Genomic DNA, 21,566 nt, shown 5'->3' with positions numbered 1-21,566 from the left:
GAGTGCGGGGCCCGCAGCAAACCGGCTGCGCTTTCGATCCGCAGCCGGGCGACGCCGCCGCCTCCGCTCGCTGAGCCGACTTCCGCCACGCACCCTAGGCTGATCGGGTGACCGAGCAGCTCTCGCCCGCGGAACGTTATTCGGCATCCCGCGGTAGGACGGGTCATCCACGCCTCGAGGACTTCCGCAGGAGCCAGCGATTCGACCTCGATCCGTTTCAGGTGGAGGCGTGCGCAAGCCTCGAGGACGGCCACAGCGTTCTCGTTGCGGCGCCGACCGGAGCAGGCAAGACCGTCGTCGCGGCGTTCGCAGTGGCGTTGGCCATGAGGGATCCCACCGCGAAGGTCTTCTATACGACACCGATGAAGGCGCTGTCGAACCAGAAGTACCAGGAGTTCGCCGACGAGTACGGAACGGATGCCGTCGGCCTGCTCACCGGCGACACCAACGTGAATGCGGGCGCGCGCGTCGTGGTCATGACCACCGAGGTTCTGCGCAACATGCTGTACGCGGACTCAGACCTGCTCGCAGACCTCGCGTACGTGGTCATGGACGAAGTCCACTACCTCGCCGACAGGTTCAGAGGCGCCGTATGGGAGGAGGTCATCATCCACCTCCCGAGCGAGGTGCGACTGGTCTCCCTGTCTGCGACGGTCTCGAATGCGGAGGAATTCGGCGACTGGTTGCAGGCGGTGCGCGGCGACACTGATGTGATCGTCTCCGAAAGCCGACCAGTTCCCCTGGAGCAGCACGTGCTCGTGCGACAGCGCCTGGTCGACCTCTTCGAATCGGCGGCGAGGGGCGCAGCGAATCGGGTGAACCCCGAGCTGGTGCAGATGGCGAGGTTCGGCGGCAGACCGTCCGGGTCGCGCCAGTTCAGCGACCGCGGCAGACGGCGCGGGCACGGCCGCGGCGACTCCGACCGCCTCGACCGCGCCGACGTCATCCGGTTGCTCGACCAACGCAATCTGCTCCCGGCGATCGTTTTCGTCTTCAGCCGCGCCGGCTGCGATCAGGCGGTGTCGCAGACGCTGCGGTCGGGCATCCGCCTCACCGAGGCGCATGAACGCGAGGAGATCAGGCGCGTGGCAGAGGAACGCTGCCGCACCATCGCAGACGAAGACCTCGCCGTGCTGGGGTACTGGGAGTGGCTGGAGGGCCTGCAGCGCGGCGTCGCCGCACACCATGCCGGTCTGCTTCCCGCCTTCAAGGAGGTCGTGGAAGAGCTGTTCCGCCGCAAGCTCGTGAAAGTCGTGTTCGCGACCGAGACCCTCGCCCTCGGCATCAACATGCCTGCCCGAACCGTCGTGCTGGAGCGGCTCGAGAAGTTCAACGGCGAGGCGCGAGTTCCCATCACGCCGGGTGAGTACACGCAGCTGACGGGCCGTGCCGGACGCCGCGGCATCGATGTCGAAGGCCACTGCGTCATCCAGTGGCGCGACGGTCTGGATCCGCAGGCGGTCGCTTCGCTCGCATCCCGACGCAGCTACCCGTTGAACTCGAGCTTCAGCCCCACCTACAACATGGCGGTCAACCTCATCGCACAGTTCGGCAGGGAGCGCACACGCGAGGTGCTCGAGTCCTCGTTCGCGCAGTTCCAAGCCGATCGCGCGGTCGTCGACCTTGCCCGCACGGTGCGCAAGCAGGAGGAATCGCTCGCAGGGTATGAGCGTGCCATGCAGTGCCACCTCGGAGACTTCGCCGAGTACTCGGCGCTGCGCCGCCAACTGACCGAACTCGAGCGCAAGAGTGCCAGAGCAGGCTCGCAGAGCGCCGCTGCGCGGGAGTCGCGGAGCAGGGAGCTTGCCGATCTGCGCAGGCGCATGAAGCAGCATCCTTGTCACGGATGCGCGGAGCGCGAGCAGCATGCCCGCTGGGCCGAGCGCTGGTGGCGCCTCAAGCGGGAGACGGATGCCCTCACGCGCCAGATCCGCACCCGCACGGGCGCTGTGGCCACGGTCTTCGACCGCGTCGCAGACGTGCTCGTCGAACTCGGGTACCTCTCCGAGCGGGAAGGGGCGCTGGCACCGACACAGCACGGCCGCGTGCTCGGCCGCATCTACGGAGAGCGCGACCTCCTGGTGGCCGAGTGTCTGCGGCGGAACGTCTGGGCCGAGCTCGACGCGCCAGGGCTCGCGGCGATGGCGTGTGCGCTCGTATTCGAGCCGCGGCGCGAGGAGCCGAATCCGGCAGAGCGCTTCCTCCCGCGCGGTGCATTCCGTGAGGCCCTGGCCAAGACCGAGGAGCTGTGGGCGAAGCTGGACGATCTGGAACGCGAACACCGCCTGCCAGGTAGTGAGCCGCTCTCCACCGCACTCTGCATCGCCATGCACCAGTGGGCATCCGGCCGTTCACTCGCCGCCGTGCTCACCGAGGCGGATCTGCCCGCCGGCGACTTCGTGCGCTGGGCCAAACAGGTGATCGACCTGCTCGACCAGCTCTCCGGCGTCGCGACCGGTCGGCTGGCGCCCGTCGCGCGTGACGCATTGCTCGCCGTGCGGAGGGGCATCGTCGCATACTCCGGCGTCGCCTGACCGGCGTAGACGCGCCCATTTCGCCGTACGCACCCGGCACGGCAGGTTCATCGGTGCTACGGATATGCTCGGACATCGTGAATCCGCCGCGTCGACCGCTCCCGCTCTGGCTCGCGGTCATCCTCGGCGCAGGCGGGGGAGTGGTGTACGACGGCGCGTTCCCTGCGCTCGATGTATGGCCGCTCGCGTTCGCCGGCATTGCGCTCATGCTCGTCGCCCTCGTCGGCAGGTCGATCGGGGCGGCCGCCCTGGTCGGGTTCTGCTCGGGACTCACGTTCTATCTCACGCAGGTCTCGTGGACAGCCCTGTATCTGGGACCGATTCCGTGGCTGGCGCTGTCGGTGTTCGAGGCACTCCTGTTCGCAGCAGGCGCGATCTCCATCACCCTCGCGTACCGCTGGATCCCGCGTGCGTTCCCCTCGGCCGCTGGCCGGTTGGGCATGCTCCCGGTGTCGGTGGCGGGTCTGTGGACCGCGCGCGAGTGGGTCTCGGGCAACTGGCCGTACGGCGGCTTCGCCTGGGGACGTGCCGCGCTTTCCCAGTCCGAGAGTCCGCTGGCCCACCTCGTCGCGTGGTTCGGCATCTCGGGCGTCTCGTTCCTCGTCGTGTGGCTCGTCGCACTGGCGATCGAGTGCGTGCGATACCGCAGGCGGTCCTTCGAACCGGTGCCCCTGAACCGCAAGGATGCCGCGGCCGCGCGTCCCCGGGTGCGCGCCGGCATCGCCGTGGCCGCAGTGGCGCTCGTGCTGGCGATCCCGGCGTGGCCGACACCGACGTCTGGCACGACCCGCGTCGGGGCTGTGCAGGGCAACGGACCCGCCGGGTACTTCGACCGGGCACAGCCTGGCGACGTGATGAACGCGCAGATCGAAGCCACCCGGCCCCTGATCGGCAGGCATCCCGACATGGTGGTGTGGCCGGAGGGAAGCGCCGACATCGATCCCACGCGAGACTGGTCATCCGCCGACGTGCTCGACAACCTGAGCACTCAGTTGGGCGCTCCGATGATCGTCGGCACGATCACACACCGGCACGGCGAGTACTTCAACACGTCCCTGCTGTGGAAGGAAGGAAAGGGTGCCGTCGACCTGTACGACAAGAGGCATCCCGTGCCGTTCGGCGAGTACGTACCCGACAGATCGTTCTGGCTGCCGTTCGCGCCCGATCTGCTCGGCCTCATCCAGCGCCAGTACACGCCGGGAACACGCGGCAACGTGTTCGACGTGAACGGAGTCCGCGCCGGCATCTCGATCTGCTTCGATATCGTCGACGACGGTCTCACGACCGACATGATGAACGGCGGTGCCCAGGTCATCCTGGCGCAGACCAACAACGCCGACTTCGGTCGCACGAAAGAGAACATGCAGCAGTTGGCCATCGCGAGGCTGAGAGCCATCGAGACCGGCCGCAGCCTCGTCAACATCTCCACGGTCGGAACGAGCCAGATCATCGCGCCAGACGGGCGCACGATCGCGCAGATCCCCGCCTACCGGCCGGGAGCCATGCTCGCGGATGTGCCGCTCGGCACCACCACGACGCTCGCGACCCTGCTGAGCCCCGCGTTGACCGTGCTCGCGTGCGGCCTCGGTCTCGGCGCACTCGCAGTGGCGGGCATCACGGGCCGCCCGTTGCGGCGTCGGCGCTGACCGGGCAGGCCGCCCTGCGGCGCCGAGTTCTTGCTCTCGAGGCCGCGGCGAAGCGAACCGGCTAGCGCCGATAGCGGACACCGTCTGCGCCCATGCCGCCCATACACACGAAAACGCAGCCTGCCGCGGCAGGCTGCGTGATCACCAGTGCGGGGCAAAGCCCCTGCGGCGTGTCAGGCGCCGATCTTGTGCTCCCCGCGTCGTGCGCGCAGGTAGGCGAGGCGCTCTTCGAGCAACTCCTCGAGCTCGGCGCGGGTGCGGCGCTCGAGCAGCATGTCCCAGTGGCTGCGCGGAGCCTTGGCGTCCGAGCGGTCCACCTCGACGGGTGCGTCGTTCACGAGCAGCGTGGCCTCGTGTCCGCAGTACTTGCACTCCCACGTCTCGGGAGCCTCTGCGTCTGCAGCGAACACGACCGAGGTCTCTCTGTCGCAGTTCGAGCACTTGTAGTTGTAGTTGATGCGGGCCGAGAACGTGACGCCCTCTTCGCTTTGTAAGCTTTGAGCGCCGAGTCTCATTCCGCGCAAGCTGCGATCTGCCATTGTGTGGTCCCCTTCTCGCGATGCCTCCACACTTATAAACCGTCAAGCTGGGCATTCTCTGCCCGGCGCGCCAGGAGATTCAGCCGCCTTTCAGGTGATTTTCTCCCGTGCGAGCCTCACGCTACGCGCGTTTACGCGGTTCGAGCAGGTCTCGGAGAAGATCGCAACGGTCCGTCACTATGCCGTCGACTCTCAGATTCAAAAGAAGCTCACGCATCTCGTGCGGGTCGTTGATCGTCCACACGTGCACCTCCCTGCCGGCCCGATGCACGGCCCGCACGAAAGCGGGGGAGACGACGGTGAGCCCCGATCGTCTGCGGGGTACCTGTACGGCGTCCACGCGGCGCAGCGCGAACCGCACGAGCGGAGGGAGTCGGAGCCGAGCGGCCACCAGACAGAGCACAACGCCGGGGGTGGAGGCCGAGGTGGCACAGCCGGCAAGCGCACGCACAGCGCGGCGACGACGGCGTTGACGGAACGAGCTGACGAGCACGCGCTGCTCGGCGCGGGCATCCTTGATCGCAGCGATGGTGGGCAGCAGTGCGGCGTCCGTCTTCACATCGATGTTGAACCGTACCTCGGGGAACGCTTCCAGCGCCTCGCGCAGCGTGGCCAAGCGGCCCCCTCCGACCAGAGCTACGTCCAGCAATCTGTTAGCCGTCAGCGCTTCGACCGGCTGGTCGATTCCTGCCAGGCTCAGCAGGTCGTCGTCATGGCAGAGCACGGCGACGCCGTCGGCGCTGGCCTGCACATCGGTCTCGAGGATGTCCGCACCCGCGTCGAGCGCGGCCCGGAAGGCCTCGAGCGTGTTCTCGGAGCACTCCAATGCCAGTCCGCGGTGCGCGATGACACGAGGGGGAGCGCCATCGAAGAAGCCGACCGGGCCGGGCATTCGTCGGGTTACGGCGTCGTGTCCGGCTCGGAGGCACTTCCTGGAGTCGTGGGGCCGGGCGAGGATGGATCGGTCGATGCCGGCGCGGGTGCCGTTGCCTCGGCGACCGGGGTCGAGAGCATTCCGGCGGGGGCGGCATCCTCGGCCCTCGTTGCCTCCTTCTCGGCCGCGGCCACTGCTGCTTCCGCCGACTCGTCGGTCAGGCCGGAGTAGTCGCCCGCTCCTACGTCTGGCACAGATCCGTCGGACACGGACCCGTCGGACACAGAACCGTCGGCCACCGTTGCCGGTGCGCCGCCTGATGCGGCCGCCCCGGAGGGCGACGCTCCGGTGTCCGGAGGCGGGAAGAACGAGCCGAACGGATTCGCTCCCTTGCTCGCGAAGCCCTCACCGATGCCACGCAGCGCCTCGCTGAACTCGCTGGGGATGAGCCATAGCTTGTTCGACGCGCCGGCCGCGATCTTGGGCAGAGTCTGAAGGTACTGGTACGCGAGCAGCAGGTTGTCCGGCTGCCCGGCGTGGATCGCGTTGAACACGGTCTGGATGGCCTTGGCCTGGCCCTCAGCCTCGAGCACCGCCGCGCGCGCGGAGCCCTCGGCATTCAGGATGGCAGCCTGCTTCGTGCCCTCTGCGGTCAGGATCGCCGACTGCTTCGTGCCCTCTGCCGTCAGGATGAGGGCACGGCGGTCGCGCTCGGCGCGCATCTGCTTCTCCATCGAGTCCTGGATGGACACTGGCGGGTCGATCGCCTTCAGCTCGACACGACTGACCCGGATTCCCCACTTGCCCGTGGCCTCGTCGAGCACTGCGCGCAGCTGATTGTTGATGTTGTCCCGGCTGGTCAGCGCCTCTTCGAGGTTCATGCCGCCAACGACGTTGCGCAACGTGGTCGTGGTGAGCTGTTCGACTGCCCCTAGGTAGTTCGCGATCTCGTAGGTGGCGGCACGGGCATCCGTGACCTGGAAGTACACCACCGTGTCGATGGAGACCACGAGGTTGTCCTCGGTGATCACGGGTTGCGGCGGGAAGCTCACCACCTGCTCCCGCAGGTCGATCAGCGGCCGCAGCCTGTCGACGAACGGCACCAGCAGATTCAGGCCAGGGAGGAGCGTCTTGTGGTAGCGGCCCAGGCGCTCGACGACCCCGGCCCTGGCCTGCGGGATGATCCTGATCGCCCGGAACAACGTGACGAGCACGAAGATGACGACGATCACCACGATGATCGCTACGACAATCTGCACGACCAGAACCTCCACATTGTTCACAAGGACGGACCTCCAGCTGGAGTGACGACCGCAGTCGCACCCTCGATCGCCATCACGAGCACGCGCGTGCCCGGTTCGAGCTGAGCATCGGCGGATGCCTCTCCCGCTGCGAGTCTGGATGTCCAGACCTCGCCGTTCGAGAGCTTCACCAGACCCTTGTCGTGCCCGCCGAACGACTGAACGACCCGGCCTTCCTGGCCGAGCAGGGCGTCGACATTGCTCCTGGCCGGATCGCCGCCGCGGCGCAATGCGTGCAGCAGACGTGGCCGCAGTAGGAAGAGCAGCAGGATCGAGAGCACTGCAGCGACGATGAGCTGGGCCCACCACGGCAGCCCGAACAGGCCGCTGATCAGACCGCCGAGCGATCCGACGGCGAGCATCAGGAACACGAAGTCGAGCGAGAGCATCTCGACGATCACGAAAACCAGGATGAGGACGAGCCAGCCGATCCACGCGTAAGCCGATATGGCATCCATGCCGCTCACGCTCCCTTCGCGCTCACCCCGACGCTACCAGCATGCCGGTCGCACCCCTGTACGGCGCGGTCTACAGGCAAGATCGCAGCCACGATCGGGCCTTGAGATACTGTCGTGGTGCCCTTTCCAGCCGTAGTCCCGCCCTCCAGACCCAAGGAGACCTGATCGTGAGCAACCCACTCGCCCCGTCGTCGCTGACCGGAAAGCGTGCCCTGGTCACAGGCTCGTCCAGAGGGATCGGCGCGGACACAGTGCGGTATCTCGCCGAGGCCGGCGCGAGCGTGGTGATCAACTACCGCAACAAAGAGGCGAGGGCGCGCAAGCTCGCCGACTCGATCGAGGCATCCGGCGGAACTGCACTGCTGGTCGGTGCGGATCTCACCGATGAGGCGTCCGTGGCCGCAATGTTCGAGACGGTGCGGGAACAGCTGGGCGGGCTCGACATCCTCGTGCTGAACGCATCGGGAGGCATGGAGTCGGGCATGGAACCGGACTACGCCATGAAGCTCAACCGCGACGCGCAGGTCGGGGTGCTGAATGCGGCACTTCCGTTGCTCGGCGATGGTGCACGCGTGGTGTTCGTGACGAGCCACCAGGCACACTTCATCCGCACGACGCCGACCATGCCGGAATACGAGGCCGTCGCGATCAGCAAAAGAGCCGGCGAAGACGCGCTTAGAGAACTCATTCCCGAGCTGGATGCCCGTGGCATCGGCTTCGTCGTCGTCTCCGGCGACATGATCGAGGGCACCATCACAGCCACGCTGCTCGAGCGCGCGAACCCGGGGGCGATCCAGGCCCGCAAAGAGTCAGCAGGGCGGCTCTACAACGTGAGCGAGTTCGCGGCCGAGGTGGCACAGGCGGTGGTTGCCCCCATTCCGGATGACCACACGAGGCTGATCGGCGACATCAGCGACTTCGAGGTGGAGGCCTGAGCGCGTGAGGCCCGCCGACATCACCCACCTCGTCTCCCTCTCGTCGCCGACGCTGAGCCCCGACGGCGGAACGGCGGTCGTGGCCGCCTCGAACCCCGACTTGGACGCCGATGCCTACGTGGGACAACTCTGGTCCGCCGATGTGAAGGGGAGCACGGCCCCGCGGCGCATCACGCGTGGTTTCAATGACACGGACCCGCAATTCTCGCCGGATGGCTCGGCCATCGCGTTCCTCAGAAGCGAGCCGGGCAAACCCGCGCAGCTGTATGCGATGGCGACGGCCGGGGGCGAACCGATCAGGGTGACGGACCGGAAGCTGGGCGTCTCGAGCTTCGCGTGGTCGCCAGACGGCGCCTCACTGGCCTTCGTATCCAGGAAACCTGAACGGGGCCGCTACGGGAGCGTGGATGGAGTGGACGCGGGGGCGGAGCCGCCACGCCGGATCACCACGTTCAATTACAAGGCGAACGGGTTGGGTTGGCTGCACGACCGGCACGCGCAGGTGTACATCGTTGCGGCTCCTGATCTGTCCGCAGCGCCCGTCGTGCAACCTGTCGCGTCCGAGAACGGGCCGGCCGAGGCTCGCCCCATCGTGACGGAGCCACGACAGCTCACGAGCGACGTTGCCGAGCACGGCGCCATCGCATTCACGGCGGATGGCACTTACGTGGCGCTGGTTTCGGACGGCCACTCGAGCGCTGATTCGGATCTGCGCAACATCCTCACGCTGGTTCCCGTAGGGGAGGGGGAGGCCGTGAGCGTCATCGGGCCCGATGCCAACCTCTCCATCTCCAGCAATCCGGGTGCGGTCGCGCTCGCAGCAGACGGTGCGCTGTATTTCCTCGGTCAGGACATGGGGGAGTCGGGGCTCGATTTCGTCGCGCGCAACTCGAGCCTGTACGTGATCGAGGAGATCGGGGATGCTCCGCGACGACTCACAGACCCCGAGACCGTCGATCTGACGGGCAGCACCGTGACGCTGTCGGCGCGAGGTGTCCTCGTGCAGAACACCGAGCGCGGCCGGGTGACGCTGCTGTGCGTGAACGAGCAAGGCGAGGCATCCGTGCTCGTCGGCGACCGCGAGGTGACGGGCGTCGCCGCTGCCGGCGACACCGTGGCGTTTTCGTTCCAGTCCCCGTCGACGTTCGGCGACCTCGCAGTGGTCGATCTCGCGAAGCTCGAGGTGCGAGCCGAGACACACGAGCCGCTTGCGGACGACGACGAGGCCGAAGACATCCTTGCCGTGAAGGATGCCGCGCGCGTGCTCACCGATTTCTCCGCAGACGTGCGCGCAACGGGCATCCGCACCCCCACCGAGTTCGAGACCCAGGGGCGCGACGGCTACCCCGTGCACGGCTGGGTTGTGCTGCCGGAGGGCAGCGGGCCGCATCCGGTGCTGCTCAACATCCACGGAGGTCCGTACGCGCAGTACTCCGTGCATCTCTTCGACGAATCGCAGGTGTACGCGAACGCCGGCTACGCCGTCGTCTACTGCAATCCGCGAGGATCTGCCGGGTACGGCCAGCAACACGGCCGCGTGATCAAGGGCAGCATGGGCACCGTCGACATGCACGACGTGCTGGACTTCCTGGATGCCGCTGTGGCATCGCACGAGCAGCTCGACGGTTCACGCGTGGGCATCCTCGGGGGCTCATACGGTGGGTACCTCACGGCATGGACGATCGCGCACGATCACCGTTTCGCAGGCGCCATTGTCGAGCGCGGTTTTCTCGATCCCGAATTCTTCGTAGGTACGAGCGACATCGGTTCGTTCTTCTCCGAGGGCTACACCGGCCTCGACCGGGAGCAGATCACAACGCAGAGCCCACAGGCTCACGTGGACAACGTGCGCACGCCCACGCTCGTGATGCACTCCGAGAACGACCTGCGCTGCCCGCTCTCTCAGGCCGAGCGGTACTACTCGTCGCTCAAGCGCGGGGGAGTGGACACCGAACTGGTCGTGTTCCCCGGAGAGGATCACGAGTTGAGCCGCTCCGGCCGGCCTCGGCACAGGGTGCAGCGCTTCGAAATCATCCTCGACTGGTGGGCGCGCAAGCTGCCGAGTGATCGCAATACCGCTTCGGAGTGAACGGGGTTTTGTCGTTCTTGCCCTGAAACAAGAAGGCGCCGGACCAATCACTGTGCCCGGCGCCATCTGAGTTCAGGCCGTTAGTTCTTGAAGGTGAACGCCCGCACGATCTGGATGATGCCGAGCACCACCAGCCAGATTCCGAGCAGCCACCACAGCACGATCGCACCCCACAGCGGCGAGAACAGCAGGACGATGCCTGCGACGATGCTCAGGATCGCGAAGAAGACAGACCATCCCTTCGAGCCGGACAGGCCGATCGTGGTGAGAGCCACAACACCTTCGACGATCCACATGATGCCGACGAGGATGCCGATGAACACGGCGAGGGACACCGCGGCCACGGCGAGCTCCGCGAAGGCGATGATGCCTGCGATCACGAACAGGACGCCCAGAACGATGTGGCCCACCCGCGCCCACCCGCCCATCGACTTCGAGAAGATGCCGAGACCGGCGTAGACCAGGCCTCCGACGATGGCGTACGCCGCGACGACCGCGGTGAGCGCGACGGCGGCGTGGCCTGGCCAGGCGAGGATGATGATGCCGACGATGAGGGCGATCAGGCCGCCAAGGCCGAGCGCCGTGCGGATACCGTTCACCGCCATCTTCGCTGCAGGTGTATCAGAGGACATGACGCAACCTTTCCTGTGAAAAAGCTGGGTGCTTTCGGCTGAGCCTAACGCCGGACGGTCGCATATCGGCACTCATCGCACTGAAACTCACGAATTGGCGCACAGCGGCGGTGACGCGACGATGGGGCCGTTTTCCGTCGATCGAAGCAGGGCCGTACACGTTATGTCAGCTTCTCGGCGTGGTGTTCCCGGTGTGCCACGCGGCGCAGGAGCGCGGCCAGAACTGCGCTGATCATCTCGACACAGGCGGTGCGTCCAGACGATGTGGCACCCGGACCCGTGCAGGCAGGCTCAGCCGACGCACAACAGGAACGCTCACGACGCAATGTCGTAACGACGACCTCGGCATCAGCGACCCTGCGGCTCGGACGCCATCGTATGTACCAGCTTCCGATCAACCGGGACAGCAGAACGCTGGCCGACGAGAGGATGCATGAGAGAAAGTGCCGTTGCCGGCCACCCATCCGAGCGGGTCAGTAGTTGGCCGATAATGCACATTATGTCAACTCACTTCATTCCACGCCGATCGAGTCCCGCAGTGTAGAGAATCCGCCGCCGGCTCCGACCCCTTTATGTCAACGCAATCGACACGAAGGGGCCGACCATGAGCGTCACCGTTTCAACCGCACCGGAACAACCGGTCACGGAGCACCGTGCGGGACCCCGTGAATGGCTCGGCCTCGCGGTCCTGGCGCTCGGCGCCCTGATCACATCGATCGACGGATCAGTGGTGCTTCTCGCACTCCCCCGCATCGCCCAGGACTTGGGTGCGAACAGCAGCGAGCAACTCTGGATCATCGACCTGTACGGCTTCCTCCTCTCGGGACTCCTGATCACGTTCGGATCCTTCGCCGATCGGTTCGGGCGACGGCGCATGGTCATGGTCGGGGCATCCGTCTTCGGGGCAGCCTCCCTTCTGGCCGCGTTCGCTCCCACGTCGGGAACGCTCATCCTCGCGAGGGCCTTGTGCGGCATCGGCGCTGCAGCCCTCACCCCGGCCCTGTACGGCATGCTCAGCGGGCTCTTCCGAAGCAACCGCCAGCGCTCCGTCGCGATCGGCGTGTTCATGGCGTGCTTCATGGGCGGGATGATCATCGGCCCGCTCGTTGGCGGAGTCCTCCTGGACCGCCTCCCCTGGGGTTCGATCTTCCTCCTCGGTGTGCCTGTCATGGTCGTGCTCCTCGTTCTGTGCCCGATCCTGCTTCCCGAGACGCCGGGCACGACCGGAGCCGGCTCCACCGACTGGTGGAGCGTCATCCTTTCGCTTGCCGCGATCCTGCCGTTCGTATACGGCGTGAAGGAGATCGCGCGCACGGGCATCCAAGCCGCCTCGATCAGCGCAATCGCCGTGGGCATCGCGTGCGCGGTCGTGTTCGTTCGCCGCCAGCGTCTCCTCATGGTGGATGCTCGCCGTCGCCCGCTCCTCGACCTCACCATGTTCCGCAGTCGCGGCTTCGCTCTCGTGCTCCTCAGCCTGATGTTGATGACGCTCCTCACCGGTCCGCTCATGATGCTCAATGCCCAGTACTTCCAGCTGGTCGCCGGCGCCGATCCGCTGCAAGCCGGACTGCTCACCGTGCCCGCTGCACTGGTCAGCGTGCTGGGGTTCGTCGTGATGCCCCTGATCGGCCGGTACGTGCGGCCGGGAGTCATCATCGGCGCCGGCCTGCTGCTCGTCGCCGTCGCACTCGTCGTCGTCGCACAGGTGACGCCGCACACGGGGCCCTGGCCTCTCGTCGTCGGCTTCGCACTCGTAAGCCTGGGCGCCGCGCCGCTCCCGACGTTGGGCACGACCATCATCGTCGGGTCGGTGCCGCTCGAAAAGGCGTCCTCAGCTGCATCGACCTCTGAGACGAGTGGTCAGTTAGGCTACGCGCTCGGCATCGCCGTGCTCGGGAGCCTTGTGACGTTCGTGTACCGGCTGCGCCTTCCCGTCGATGCACTCCTGACACCGGATCAGCAGGATGCCGCGCGCGAGAGCCTGTCCGGAGCACACCTCGTCGCTCGGCACCTCTCCCCCGCCATTGCCCTGCGGCTCCAGGCGGCAGCAGGGGACGCGTTCTGCTCGGGCATCCAAACCGCGTCGCTCGTTGCCGCTGCGACCATGGCTGTCCTCGGAGTGATCTGCCTGATCCGGCTTCGTCACATCGACGCCTTCGGTCAGTAGAGTGTCGAAAATCGACGACCGGCTCCGACCTGTCTGTGACCGCCCCGATCGGTGGCGGACCGAACGAGAGGAAAAGCCATGAAATACCTCATCCTTATGCAGGTCGACCCTGATGTGCTCGCCGCCCTGAGCGAGGAACAGATGGCCGCAGTCGGCGAGGGCCACCAGAACTTCATCTCCGCGATCAGCGAGACGGGCGAGATGTTGAGCACCAACGCTCTCGGCGATCCCAGCCAATCGACGGTCGTGCGCAGCCGAGGCGGAGTTCCGGAGGTCGTGGACGGCCCGTTCGCCGAGACCAAAGAGTTCATGGGCGGCTACTACCTCGTCGACGTGGAATCGAAGGAGCGGGCCATCGAGCTCGCGAAGCAGATTCCCGACGCCGGCATCGACGGGCTGGCACTCGAGATCCGGCCGGTGATGTACTCCGCCGGGGCGGACATGTGACCGAAGCACCGATCGAGGACCTGCTGCGTGGACTCGCGCCGCAGGTCCTCGCGGCGTTGTTGCGACGATATGGTGCCGGCCAGTTCGACATCTGCGAGGACGCGGTGCAAGAAGCCCTCATCTCTGCAATCAAGCAGTGGCCGCGCTCCGGTCGGCCCGACGACCCACGAGCCTGGCTTGTCACGGCTGCTCGGCGCCGGCTCATCGATCAGATCCGGAGCGAGAGCAGCAGACGTGACCGTGAACAGGCGCAGGTGACGTTGCATGAGCCGCTCAGCGGAGCATCCGTTTCGCACGCGGACGACAGCGTGCAATTGCTGCAGCTCTGCTGCCACCCGGCACTGACCGTCTCGGCGCAGATAACCCTCACGCTGCGCGCGGTCGCCGGCCTCAGCACCGCCCAGATCGCGCACGCCTACCTGCTGCCGGAGGCCACTGTCGCACAGCGCATCAGCAGAGCGAAGGCGCGAATCCGCGAAGCAGGCCCAGCGTTCCCGGCGCCAGCCGGCTCACGGGACCGGCTCGACGCCGTGCTTGCGGTCATTTACGTCATGTTCTCGGAGGGCCACACGGTCGCCTCGGGCGACAGCATCAACGACGTCGAGCTGACGGACGAAGCCATACACCTGGCCCGGATGCTGTATGCCGCACTCCCCGACGACGGCGAGGTCGCAGGCATGCTGGCGCTGCTCCTTTTGACGGACGCTCGTCGGCCGGCTCGGAGCACGCCGAGCGGACGTCTTGTGCCGCTTGACGAGCAGGACCGTTCCCTCTGGAATCGAAAGTTCATCGATGAGGGCGTCGCCATCCTCGAGCGCACACTCCCCCGCGGCGGAGCCGGCCCCTACGCGTTGCAGGCCGCCATCGCCGCGCTCCATGACGAAGCACCGACGACCGAGTCGACGGACTGGCGGCAGATCCTGGTGCTGTACCGGCTTCTCGAGCGCGAGACCGGGAACCCCGTGGCGACGCTCAATGCCGCGGTCGCGGAAGCGATGGTGCGTGGCCCGGAGGTCGGAATGGCGAGCATCGACCGGCTCCTCCGCAGCGGCAAGCCGGTCGACCCGCAACGCGTGGCAGCCGTGCGTGCGCACCTTCTCGAGCGGTTGGGCGACATCGAGGCCGCCGTCTCGGAGTACCGGGCAGCCGCGCGTGGAACTCGCTCGAAACCTGAACGCGATTACCTCCTCGCTCGAGCGCGGCGGATCGGAGGCTGAGGCAACCGCACGCCGAATGGACAATCAGCCCAGCATCGCCGTAGCCATGCCTTCTTCGATGAACCGCCCATAACGCTCGAGAGGCCATTGCCTATGGATGACAAGCAGGTCGTACAACTCGGGGGAACTGTACGTCCACAGGATGTCTCGGCATTCGGCATCCGTCATCCCGACTCGGAGATGGGGGCGGATCGCCATCGCGTTGTGAGCCATGCGCGCAAGCCGTTCCTCCTCAAGGGACGCGGCCAGCCTGGACACCTCATCGTCCGAAGCCGCTGCGGCTTTCAGTAAGAGAAGGATCGGGGCGACGCGGGGCGCGACCTCGAGAGTCAGGGCGGCCCAGGCCGTGATGATGCTGCGCGGATCGTGGACCGCGGCTTGCAGCTCGTCGCTTCGCTGCTCAGCGGGTATCGGCCCTTCCCCAAGGAGAGCATTCTCGGCAAGGGAACGCGCGAGCCCTGCCTTGCTCCCGAATGCCTTGTAGACGAATTCGGGCGACACTCCCCCGTCGGCTGCGATGGCGGAGACCGTCGTGGCCGCGTAACCATCGCGCAGAAAGCGCACACGCGCCACCTCGAGCACTTTCGCGCGCGCACGCGCGGCACGTTCACGTCGCGATGTCGAGTCGTACGGTCGGCGGCTATTGACGGCAGGCATCCTCGGTCCCATACTGATTTTAGATACAATCGACTGTATCAAATATGAGGTGACGAAGATGTCCACGACTCACACCTCGCCGACGGCTCTTGTCGAGAAGCTCGCCGACGCGACCGACAGACACGACATAGCTGGACTTGTCGCCTGCTTTGCTCCTGATTTCGTCAACGAGACACCGGCGCATCCCGCCCGGGGATTCAAGGGCCGCGATCAAGTCGAGAGCAACTGGCGGCAGATATTCGGTGCGGTACCCGATTTGCGGGCGCGCGTACTGCGAAGTGATCCTGCCGGCAACCTCGTGTGGACGGAGTGGTCCATGCAGGGCACCCGCAGGGACGGCATCCGGTTCGAGATGGGCGGTCCCGTGCTGTTCAGCGTTCGAGACGGAGTATTCACCGCTGGCCGCTTCTACATGGAGCCGGTCGATCGCTCCGGCATGGATGCGACGACCTCCGCCCGTGTCGTGACAACCGGCGAAACCGCCATCCCATGATCCTCGTCACCGGTGGAACCGGCTTTCTCGGCCCAACCCTGGTGGAGAGCCTTGTCTCCACGGGCGAGTCGGTCCGCGTGCTCACACGTCGCCCCGATCGCATCCCGCGAGTGCACGGCGCGGACTACGTCCTTGGCGACCTTCGAGCTCCAGAATCGCTCGTGCCGGCCGTCCAAGGGGTCCGAGTCGTCGTGTCGGCGGCGTGCGGACTCATCGGGCATGATGGCGAGACGCCTGAATCCGTCGACATGCTCGGCAACAGGAATCTCCAGAAAGCCGTTGAGTCGAGCGGCGCATCGATCGTGATGATGTCCGTGGTGGGGGCGGATCCAGACAGTCCCCTCGAACTCGCCAGAGCGAAATGGGCGGCTGAGCAGTACCTGCGGGCCAGCGGATCGCCCTGGAGCATCGTGCGGGCGCTGCCCTTTTTGGAGACCTGGATCGAGATCCTCGGCGCCTCCGCGGGAAGACGGGGCGGCCCGGTGGTACTCGGGCGAGGCGAGAACCCGATCGGCTTCGTCAGCGTCGCCGTCGTCGCCCGCGAGATCACTCGCGCAGTGGCACCGACATTCCTTGTGGGGCACGTCACGGAACTCGGCGGCGATCCCATAACCATGAATCAGCTCGCCGAGCGCGTCAGGCAGGAACAGGGCCGCACGGGTTCCGTGCGACATGTGCCGAGAATCGCGGTCCGCGCCGTTGCCGCGGCGTTACGCCCGGTGAAGCCCGCCGTCGCCCGCCTCGCGAGCGCAGCCTACGAGCTCGACACCGCACGCATGACGCTTGGGTGAGCGAAGAGGTGGCCCGCCCGTCGCCGGGGCCGCCGGGTACGCGCTCGGTGCGCGATCCGTTCAAGACCTCGAACGGCGCAGTGCTTACCGTCGGATGCCGTGAGTCTTAGCCCTTCCCCAGACGACCGCACGTTCTTCTCTTCGCACCACGAGCTGCCGCTCGACGATGACTCCTGGCCGGAGCTCAAGCCGGAGGTGCGGGAGTCTTTGTCTTCCGTCGGTGAGGTACTCCACTTGGATGCGGACGAGGTGCTGTGGGATGCCGGAGATGATTACGACCTCTACCTTGTGCTGAACGGCGTGATTCACCTCATCGATCGCAGAGACGGCCGAGTGGTATTCGTGGTCGAGACCGGCGACTTCGTCGGCGAACTAGGCATGCTGATGGGGCAGCCCGCGTTCCTCGCGGGGGCTGCGGCGAAGGGCAGCGCCCTGCTTCGGGTACGGACCTCGGACGTGAAACGCCTGATGGCCTCCTCGATCGTCGTTGGCGACTTCCTGATGGCCGCTTTCGAGGCGCGGCGGCGGTTGTTGGTGCAGCGCGGCGAGGGTGGACTGGTACTGGCCGGAGACGAGGGCGACCGGGACTTCCGCACGATGCGGGCATTCGTCGAGCGCAACGACCTGCCGTACCGGATGGTTCTGCGGAGCGACCGCGAGGCATGGCGTGCTTTGATCGCAACCTGCCAGCTGCCCGAGGCCGGGCCCGCGGTGGTGACCGGCAGGCAGCGCGTTCTTCCACAGCCGACCGCGCGGGAGCTGGCAATCGCGTTTGGCCTCGATCTCGCCGCACCCAAAGGTAACGAGTCGACTGATCTACTCATCGTCGGGGCTGGACCGGCCGGGCTCGCAGCGGCGGTGTACGGCGCATCCGAGGGGCTCCAGGTGGCGCTCGTCGACGAGGTGGCGCCCGGTGGTCAGGCGGGTACGTCGTCGAGGATCGAGAACTACCTCGGGTTTGCGCGTGGGATATCCGGCCGCGAGTTGACCCGAGCGGCAACGCTGCAGGCTGTGAAGTTCGGGGCGCGGCTGGTCGCTCCGCGCTCGGTGACCGCCCTCCGGCTCACACAGCACGGCTTCGCGGCGAGGTTGGACGACGAGACCGAGGTGTCGACGCGCAGTGTCGTCGTTGCTGCCGGTGTGCAGTATCGCGAGCTGGAGGTGCCGGGCATCCCTGAGTTCGAGGGCCGAGGCGTCTACCATGCCGCAACCGAGCTGGAGGTTCGCGAGTGCTTCGGCAGCGACGTCGTGGTGGTCGGTGGCGCCAACTCCGCGGGGCAGGCCGCACTTTTCCTGGCGCAGCATGCTCGGCATGTGCATGTCCTGGTTCGGCGAGACAGCCTGACCGAGACGATGTCCAGCTACCTCGCACAGCGTCTGTTGAGCCACGACAGAATCAGCGTTCATACGGCGTCGCACCTGCTGTCCGCGGAAGGCGATGACCACCTGCGCGAGGTGGTCTGGTCCGACGAGAGCCCAACGAGCCACGTACGTGTCGAGGTGAGTGGACTGTTTGTCATGATCGGGGCTGTCCCCCGCACCGACTGGCTTCGGGAAGCGGGCGTCGAACTCGACGCCCGTGGATTCGTCAACACCGACGGCCGGTATGCGACGTCGGTACCCGGGGTCTTCGCCGTCGGTGACTGTCGTTCCGGTTCCGTGAAGCGTGTTGCCTCAGCCGTGGGCGAAGGATCCGTCGCGGTGGCTTCGGTGCACGCGTACCTTGCCGGGGACTGATTTCGTCTATTCGCCGGCGACTGCACTTACCGTGCGCCCGCCGTCCGAGTGGCGAGAAACGGCAGGTAGGACGCGGAGTGATCGTGACCGCAAGCGCACCGTTCGACATCGCCATGGAGCAGTTCTCTGGGGGTAAGGCCGGTCAAACGGAGGCATTCGCGGTTCAAGTGCGCCTGATCGGCGTACCCGGCATCGACTGCGATGCCGGCGATTCCATCGGCGCCGCGTCTGCCCGTCGCCGTGCTGCCGGCTTGAGCGAGGGCGAGGAACCCTTGGAAGCGCAGCGTTCGCTGAAGCACCTTCGGGCTGAGCCCAGCCGCCTGGAGGGAACGCCGTCGTAGTTGACTTTCTGAGAGCGAGATGTGCGCGGCGACCGCGCCGACCTCCATTGGGCGCCACGGCATGAGCACGGAGACCGCCTCCCGGAAAAGCCGGTCCACGTTCTGCGCGGTACGGAATTCACGCAGAAGAATCATCTCCAGGGCGGCCACAGCGCCCTCGACCCCGTCCGCTTCGGCCATGGCTTCGCCGAGTCGATCGGCCATGGCGCCCCACAGGTCCGCCAGGTCGACATGGTGGTCCACCAGCTCGTCGAGCATGACGGGCAGCGGAGGCGCAGCCGCGGGCAGAAATCGTACGCCGATGATGGTGCTGTGTGGCGGAATGACCTCCAGGCGCGGGCCGGTCAGCGGCCCAGTGAGGCGCGGGCGGCCGCCGAGCGGAACATCGATCTCGACACCGCCGGTCGGCAGGTGACGTTGCAGGTAGGGCGCCGCGCCGGTGCTGTGGACCCAGACGGTGCGCACGAGGTGGGCGAGCGCCGGCGTCGGCGGCCGCTCGATATACGAATCCACGTTCGCTCCCACTGCACCAGATTGTCAGCGGTTCCTGGAGAACGCCAGCCGCACTACGCGCCTATGCAAGTACACCGCGATGATGGCAATGATGATGCCGACAACCGCCTGTTCGACCTTCATCCACACGGGGTAGCCACCCAGTTCACGTCGCTGGGATCGACCGCGGCCAGGATCGCCGCAGTGCCGAGAGCGACCAGCGAGACCGCAGCGCACAACAGCCACAAGCGTCTGAGGGTCTGCAGAGTCGAACCGACATCGAGCGGCCGGCTGTGGATGATGCCATACGGATTCCTCCCGGACGGATGCGGGCGAACGAGATTGCAGCCACGTCGGAGCGTGCTCAGCGGGGATTGGCGGTGCGCCAGGCGACATAGTGGCCAACAGCACCGGCGACATCGAAGTGAGGGGCGAACCCGGTTTCCGCAGTCAAGCGGGAGATGTCCAGGTATGGGTCCTCCCCCGGGCCAGCGGATCGGCCATCGAGCACGTCCACGCGCCAGCCGGGGACCGCCGCGGCCAGGGCATCCGCAAGCTCTCGATGCGTGTAACGGTGACCGCTAGAGACGTTGTAAGCAGTGTGGAACAACCGGTCAGCGGTCATCAGGAGCGCGATGGCACGACCGGTGTCGGGGGCGTAGCCGAAGTCGCCGCCGTCGTCGGCGTGCAGGGCCGGTGGCACGTCGCCGCGCCGCAGGGCTCCGACGTAAGGCGGGATGATGTTGAAGGGCGATTCTGGATCCATCAGTGGGCCCCAAGTGCTCCCGATCCGGAGCAGGAGCGGCTGCACTCGCGTGCCAGCAAGCGCAGACATTGTGAGGGGTTCGACGGCCTTCTTGAAGGCGCCGATCGCGTGTGGGAGGTTGGCAAGCGGCAAGTCCATCTCCTCGCGCCAGGAGACTTCTGGTCGGCCGGTGTAGACGCTGATACTGCTCGCAACGGCGAACCGGCGCACGTCCCAGGCGCGGGCGGCTTCCAGCACATTCAGCAGTGCGGAGAGGTCCCTGCGGAAGAATTCGACGGGGTTCGCCTCGGGGATGCTGCCGGCCAGGTGCACGATGTCGCGGATCTCGTACCTGTCGGCGAGGGTAAGGATTGCTTCCCGGTCGGTGAGATCGAGGGTTTCGACCGTGACGCGGCCGACGAGGAACGACGGCACCTGCATGCTCCGGTGGGCGGTGACGACAACCTCTTCACCTCGATCGGCGAGGGCGCCTGCGGTGTGTGCACCGATCATGCCGAGGCCGCCGGTGACGAGGATCATCGCTGCACCTCATAGTGGAGGTGAGTGACGTCCGGCGCGCTGACCACTTCGCGGATGCGCAGCCGGATGTGTTCGGGACGCGCGTTGAAGAATCGCCTGCCCGCCCCAAGCAGAATCGGCACCTGGTGCAGGATCAGCTCGTCCACAAGCCCGGCTTTGAGCGCCTCTGTCACCGGGACACCGCCCATAAGACCGACGTCCTTGTCTGCTGCAAGCCGTTTGGCCTCCTCGATGGCGTCGCCGATGCCGGTGGTGACAATCGTCTGCCGACCGTTCGCCGGGGCGAACGCACTATGACTCAGAACGACCAGTGGTGCCGTGGGATGCGGCGCCCCTCCTGCGAAGTTCTCCGAATCGGTGTAGGTGGTGTGGCCGGCGAGCGATGCGCCGATTCGAGAGGCGAGCGCGTCGAAGATCCGCGCGCTCGGCTCAGTGAGGTGGAACCCGTCGAAGACCTTGCTGGGCACGTCCCCGCTGCCGTACCAGTCGAAGAGAGCGCCGCCGTCGCCGAGGCCGCGTCCCGGGCCGGTATCGCAGCCCGTGATGAAGCCGTCGACGGAGACGGCCAGTCCGCAGATGACACTACTCATGCTTGAACCTCTTTCGTTTCGCCCTGTCGGTAGTCGGTCGGGCCTGTCGGACAGGCCCGGTGGTCTCGGCTGCCGGAAGCGGAAGAACCCGGCCGGGTCGTACTTGGGCTTAGCCGCCGACAGCCGAGCAAGGTTTCCTCGGTAGGCGGCAGGCGATCTGTCGAGGACGAAATCGGATGAAGCCGTGCATGGAGCCGGGCTCCCGAGAAGCCATGGAGCGAAAGTACAAAATGCCGCCCGGCCAGCGCTTGAACAAATCGAGCATCCGCGGGCTGTCCTGGACGGCGCCCTTCGCCGACTCGGAGCACGACAATATGCGCGTCGAATCATCCACAGGTGGA

The 21,566-nt window shown here is 66.5% G+C and carries 19 protein-coding genes and 1 pseudogene; 10 read left to right on the top strand and 10 right to left on the bottom strand.

Features of this window, described 5'->3' with window-relative positions; translation table 11 throughout:
- The first annotated feature begins 107 nt into the window (after nt 1-107).
- Together ACO2Q7_RS00830 and lnt are read left to right on the top strand one after the other, a co-directional pair.
- Nucleotides 108-2,534 carry a DEAD/DEAH box helicase gene (locus ACO2Q7_RS00830; RefSeq protein WP_423353754.1) on the top strand — a complete coding sequence of 809 codons (2,427 nt, stop codon included), beginning with the start codon at nt 108-110 and terminating at the stop codon, nt 2,532-2,534.
- A gap of 77 nt (nt 2,535-2,611) precedes the next feature.
- Nucleotides 2,612-4,180, top strand: coding sequence for an apolipoprotein N-acyltransferase (gene lnt / locus ACO2Q7_RS00825; protein WP_423353753.1), 1,569 nt, complete (start codon nt 2,612-2,614; stop codon nt 4,178-4,180).
- A 173-nt stretch (nt 4,181-4,353) separates the two neighbouring features.
- Here lnt and ACO2Q7_RS00820 read toward each other — a convergent pair whose 3' ends face one another.
- From ACO2Q7_RS00820 to ACO2Q7_RS00805, 4 genes are all read right to left on the bottom strand, one after another.
- A complete protein-coding gene (locus ACO2Q7_RS00820) occupies nt 4,354-4,719 on the bottom strand; it encodes an RNA polymerase-binding protein RbpA (RefSeq protein ID WP_423353752.1) in 366 nt (121 codons plus the stop codon).
- A gap of 121 nt (nt 4,720-4,840) precedes the next feature.
- On the bottom strand, nt 4,841-5,611 hold the full coding sequence (locus ACO2Q7_RS00815) for a glycerophosphodiester phosphodiesterase family protein (RefSeq protein ID WP_423353751.1): 771 nt from the start codon (nt 5,609-5,611) through the stop codon (nt 4,841-4,843).
- 8 nt (nt 5,612-5,619) lie between these two features.
- Nucleotides 5,620-6,852: an SPFH domain-containing protein gene (locus tag ACO2Q7_RS00810; RefSeq protein ID WP_423353750.1), complete on the bottom strand. Its 1,233-nt coding sequence runs from the start codon at nt 6,850-6,852 to the stop codon at nt 5,620-5,622.
- A gap of 20 nt (nt 6,853-6,872) precedes the next feature.
- Nucleotides 6,873-7,352 (bottom strand): NfeD family protein, encoded by a 480-nt coding sequence (locus tag ACO2Q7_RS00805; protein ID WP_423353749.1) that lies wholly within the window; start codon nt 7,350-7,352, stop codon nt 6,873-6,875.
- Nucleotides 7,353-7,519: 167 nt separating this feature from the next.
- On the opposite strand from ACO2Q7_RS00805, the gene ACO2Q7_RS00800 reads away from it, so the two are divergent.
- On the top strand, nt 7,520-8,287 hold the full coding sequence (locus tag ACO2Q7_RS00800; RefSeq protein ID WP_423353748.1) for an SDR family oxidoreductase: 768 nt from the start codon (nt 7,520-7,522) through the stop codon (nt 8,285-8,287).
- Between the two features lie 4 nt (nt 8,288-8,291).
- Nucleotides 8,292-10,376: a S9 family peptidase gene (locus ACO2Q7_RS00795; RefSeq protein WP_423353747.1), complete on the top strand. Its 2,085-nt coding sequence runs from the start codon at nt 8,292-8,294 to the stop codon at nt 10,374-10,376.
- A gap of 80 nt (nt 10,377-10,456) precedes the next feature.
- Here the strand turns inward: ACO2Q7_RS00795 and ACO2Q7_RS00790 are convergent, their stop codons facing one another.
- Nucleotides 10,457-11,008 (bottom strand): HdeD family acid-resistance protein, encoded by a 552-nt coding sequence (locus ACO2Q7_RS00790; protein WP_423353746.1) that lies wholly within the window; start codon nt 11,006-11,008, stop codon nt 10,457-10,459.
- A 604-nt stretch (nt 11,009-11,612) separates the two neighbouring features.
- On the opposite strand from ACO2Q7_RS00790, the gene ACO2Q7_RS00785 reads away from it, so the two are divergent.
- The 3 genes from ACO2Q7_RS00785 (at nt 11,613) to ACO2Q7_RS00775 (ending at nt 14,839) form a co-directional block, all read left to right on the top strand.
- Nucleotides 11,613-13,175 carry an MFS transporter gene (locus ACO2Q7_RS00785; protein WP_423353745.1) on the top strand — a complete coding sequence of 521 codons (1,563 nt, stop codon included), beginning with the start codon at nt 11,613-11,615 and terminating at the stop codon, nt 13,173-13,175.
- 78 nt (nt 13,176-13,253) lie between these two features.
- Entirely contained in the window at nt 13,254-13,622 is a 369-nt protein-coding gene (locus tag ACO2Q7_RS00780; protein WP_423353744.1) for a YciI family protein, read from the top strand.
- Nucleotides 13,619-14,839 (top strand): RNA polymerase sigma factor, encoded by a 1,221-nt coding sequence (locus ACO2Q7_RS00775; protein ID WP_423353743.1) that lies wholly within the window; start codon nt 13,619-13,621, stop codon nt 14,837-14,839. The genes ACO2Q7_RS00780 and ACO2Q7_RS00775 overlap by 4 nt, the downstream gene beginning before the upstream one ends.
- A 24-nt stretch (nt 14,840-14,863) precedes the next feature.
- Here ACO2Q7_RS00775 and ACO2Q7_RS00770 read toward each other — a convergent pair whose 3' ends face one another.
- A complete protein-coding gene (locus ACO2Q7_RS00770) occupies nt 14,864-15,496 on the bottom strand; it encodes a TetR/AcrR family transcriptional regulator (RefSeq protein WP_423353742.1) in 633 nt (210 codons plus the stop codon).
- Here ACO2Q7_RS00770 and ACO2Q7_RS00765 point away from each other — a divergent pair.
- The 3 genes from ACO2Q7_RS00765 (at nt 15,483) to ACO2Q7_RS00755 (ending at nt 18,517) form a co-directional block, all read left to right on the top strand.
- Nucleotides 15,483-15,989: a nuclear transport factor 2 family protein gene (locus ACO2Q7_RS00765; protein ID WP_423353741.1), complete on the top strand. Its 507-nt coding sequence runs from the start codon at nt 15,483-15,485 to the stop codon at nt 15,987-15,989. The genes ACO2Q7_RS00770 and ACO2Q7_RS00765 overlap by 14 nt on opposite strands.
- Entirely contained in the window at nt 15,986-16,780 is a 795-nt protein-coding gene (locus ACO2Q7_RS00760; protein ID WP_423353740.1) for an SDR family oxidoreductase, read from the top strand. The genes ACO2Q7_RS00765 and ACO2Q7_RS00760 overlap by 4 nt, the downstream gene beginning before the upstream one ends.
- Before the next feature lie 99 nt (nt 16,781-16,879).
- On the top strand, nt 16,880-18,517 hold the full coding sequence (locus tag ACO2Q7_RS00755; RefSeq protein WP_423353739.1) for an FAD-dependent oxidoreductase: 1,638 nt from the start codon (nt 16,880-16,882) through the stop codon (nt 18,515-18,517).
- 26 nt (nt 18,518-18,543) lie between these two features.
- Here ACO2Q7_RS00755 and ACO2Q7_RS00750 read toward each other — a convergent pair whose 3' ends face one another.
- The 4 genes and pseudogenes from ACO2Q7_RS00750 to ACO2Q7_RS00735 form a co-directional block, all read right to left on the bottom strand.
- Nucleotides 18,544-19,371 carry a DUF6597 domain-containing transcriptional factor gene (locus ACO2Q7_RS00750; protein ID WP_423353738.1) on the bottom strand — a complete coding sequence of 276 codons (828 nt, stop codon included), beginning with the start codon at nt 19,369-19,371 and terminating at the stop codon, nt 18,544-18,546.
- Nucleotides 19,372-19,714: 343 nt separating this feature from the next.
- Nucleotides 19,715-20,635, bottom strand: coding sequence for an NAD-dependent epimerase/dehydratase family protein (locus tag ACO2Q7_RS00745; RefSeq protein WP_423353737.1), 921 nt, complete (start codon nt 20,633-20,635; stop codon nt 19,715-19,717).
- Complete coding sequence (locus ACO2Q7_RS00740) at nt 20,632-21,225, bottom strand: dihydrofolate reductase family protein (protein WP_423355924.1); 594 nt, start codon at nt 21,223-21,225, stop codon at nt 20,632-20,634. The genes ACO2Q7_RS00745 and ACO2Q7_RS00740 overlap by 4 nt, the downstream gene beginning before the upstream one ends.
- Before the next feature lie 81 nt (nt 21,226-21,306).
- Nucleotides 21,307-21,555: pseudogene (locus ACO2Q7_RS00735) on the bottom strand (BBE domain-containing protein); the annotation flags it as partial.
- Between the last annotated feature and the right edge of the window lie 11 nt (nt 21,556-21,566).

This window comes from Rathayibacter sp. KR2-224 (genome assembly GCF_049446075.1).
GTDB lineage: Bacteria > Actinomycetota > Actinomycetes > Actinomycetales > Microbacteriaceae > Humibacter.
This window is presented reverse-complemented; position numbering and strand designations above follow the sequence as displayed.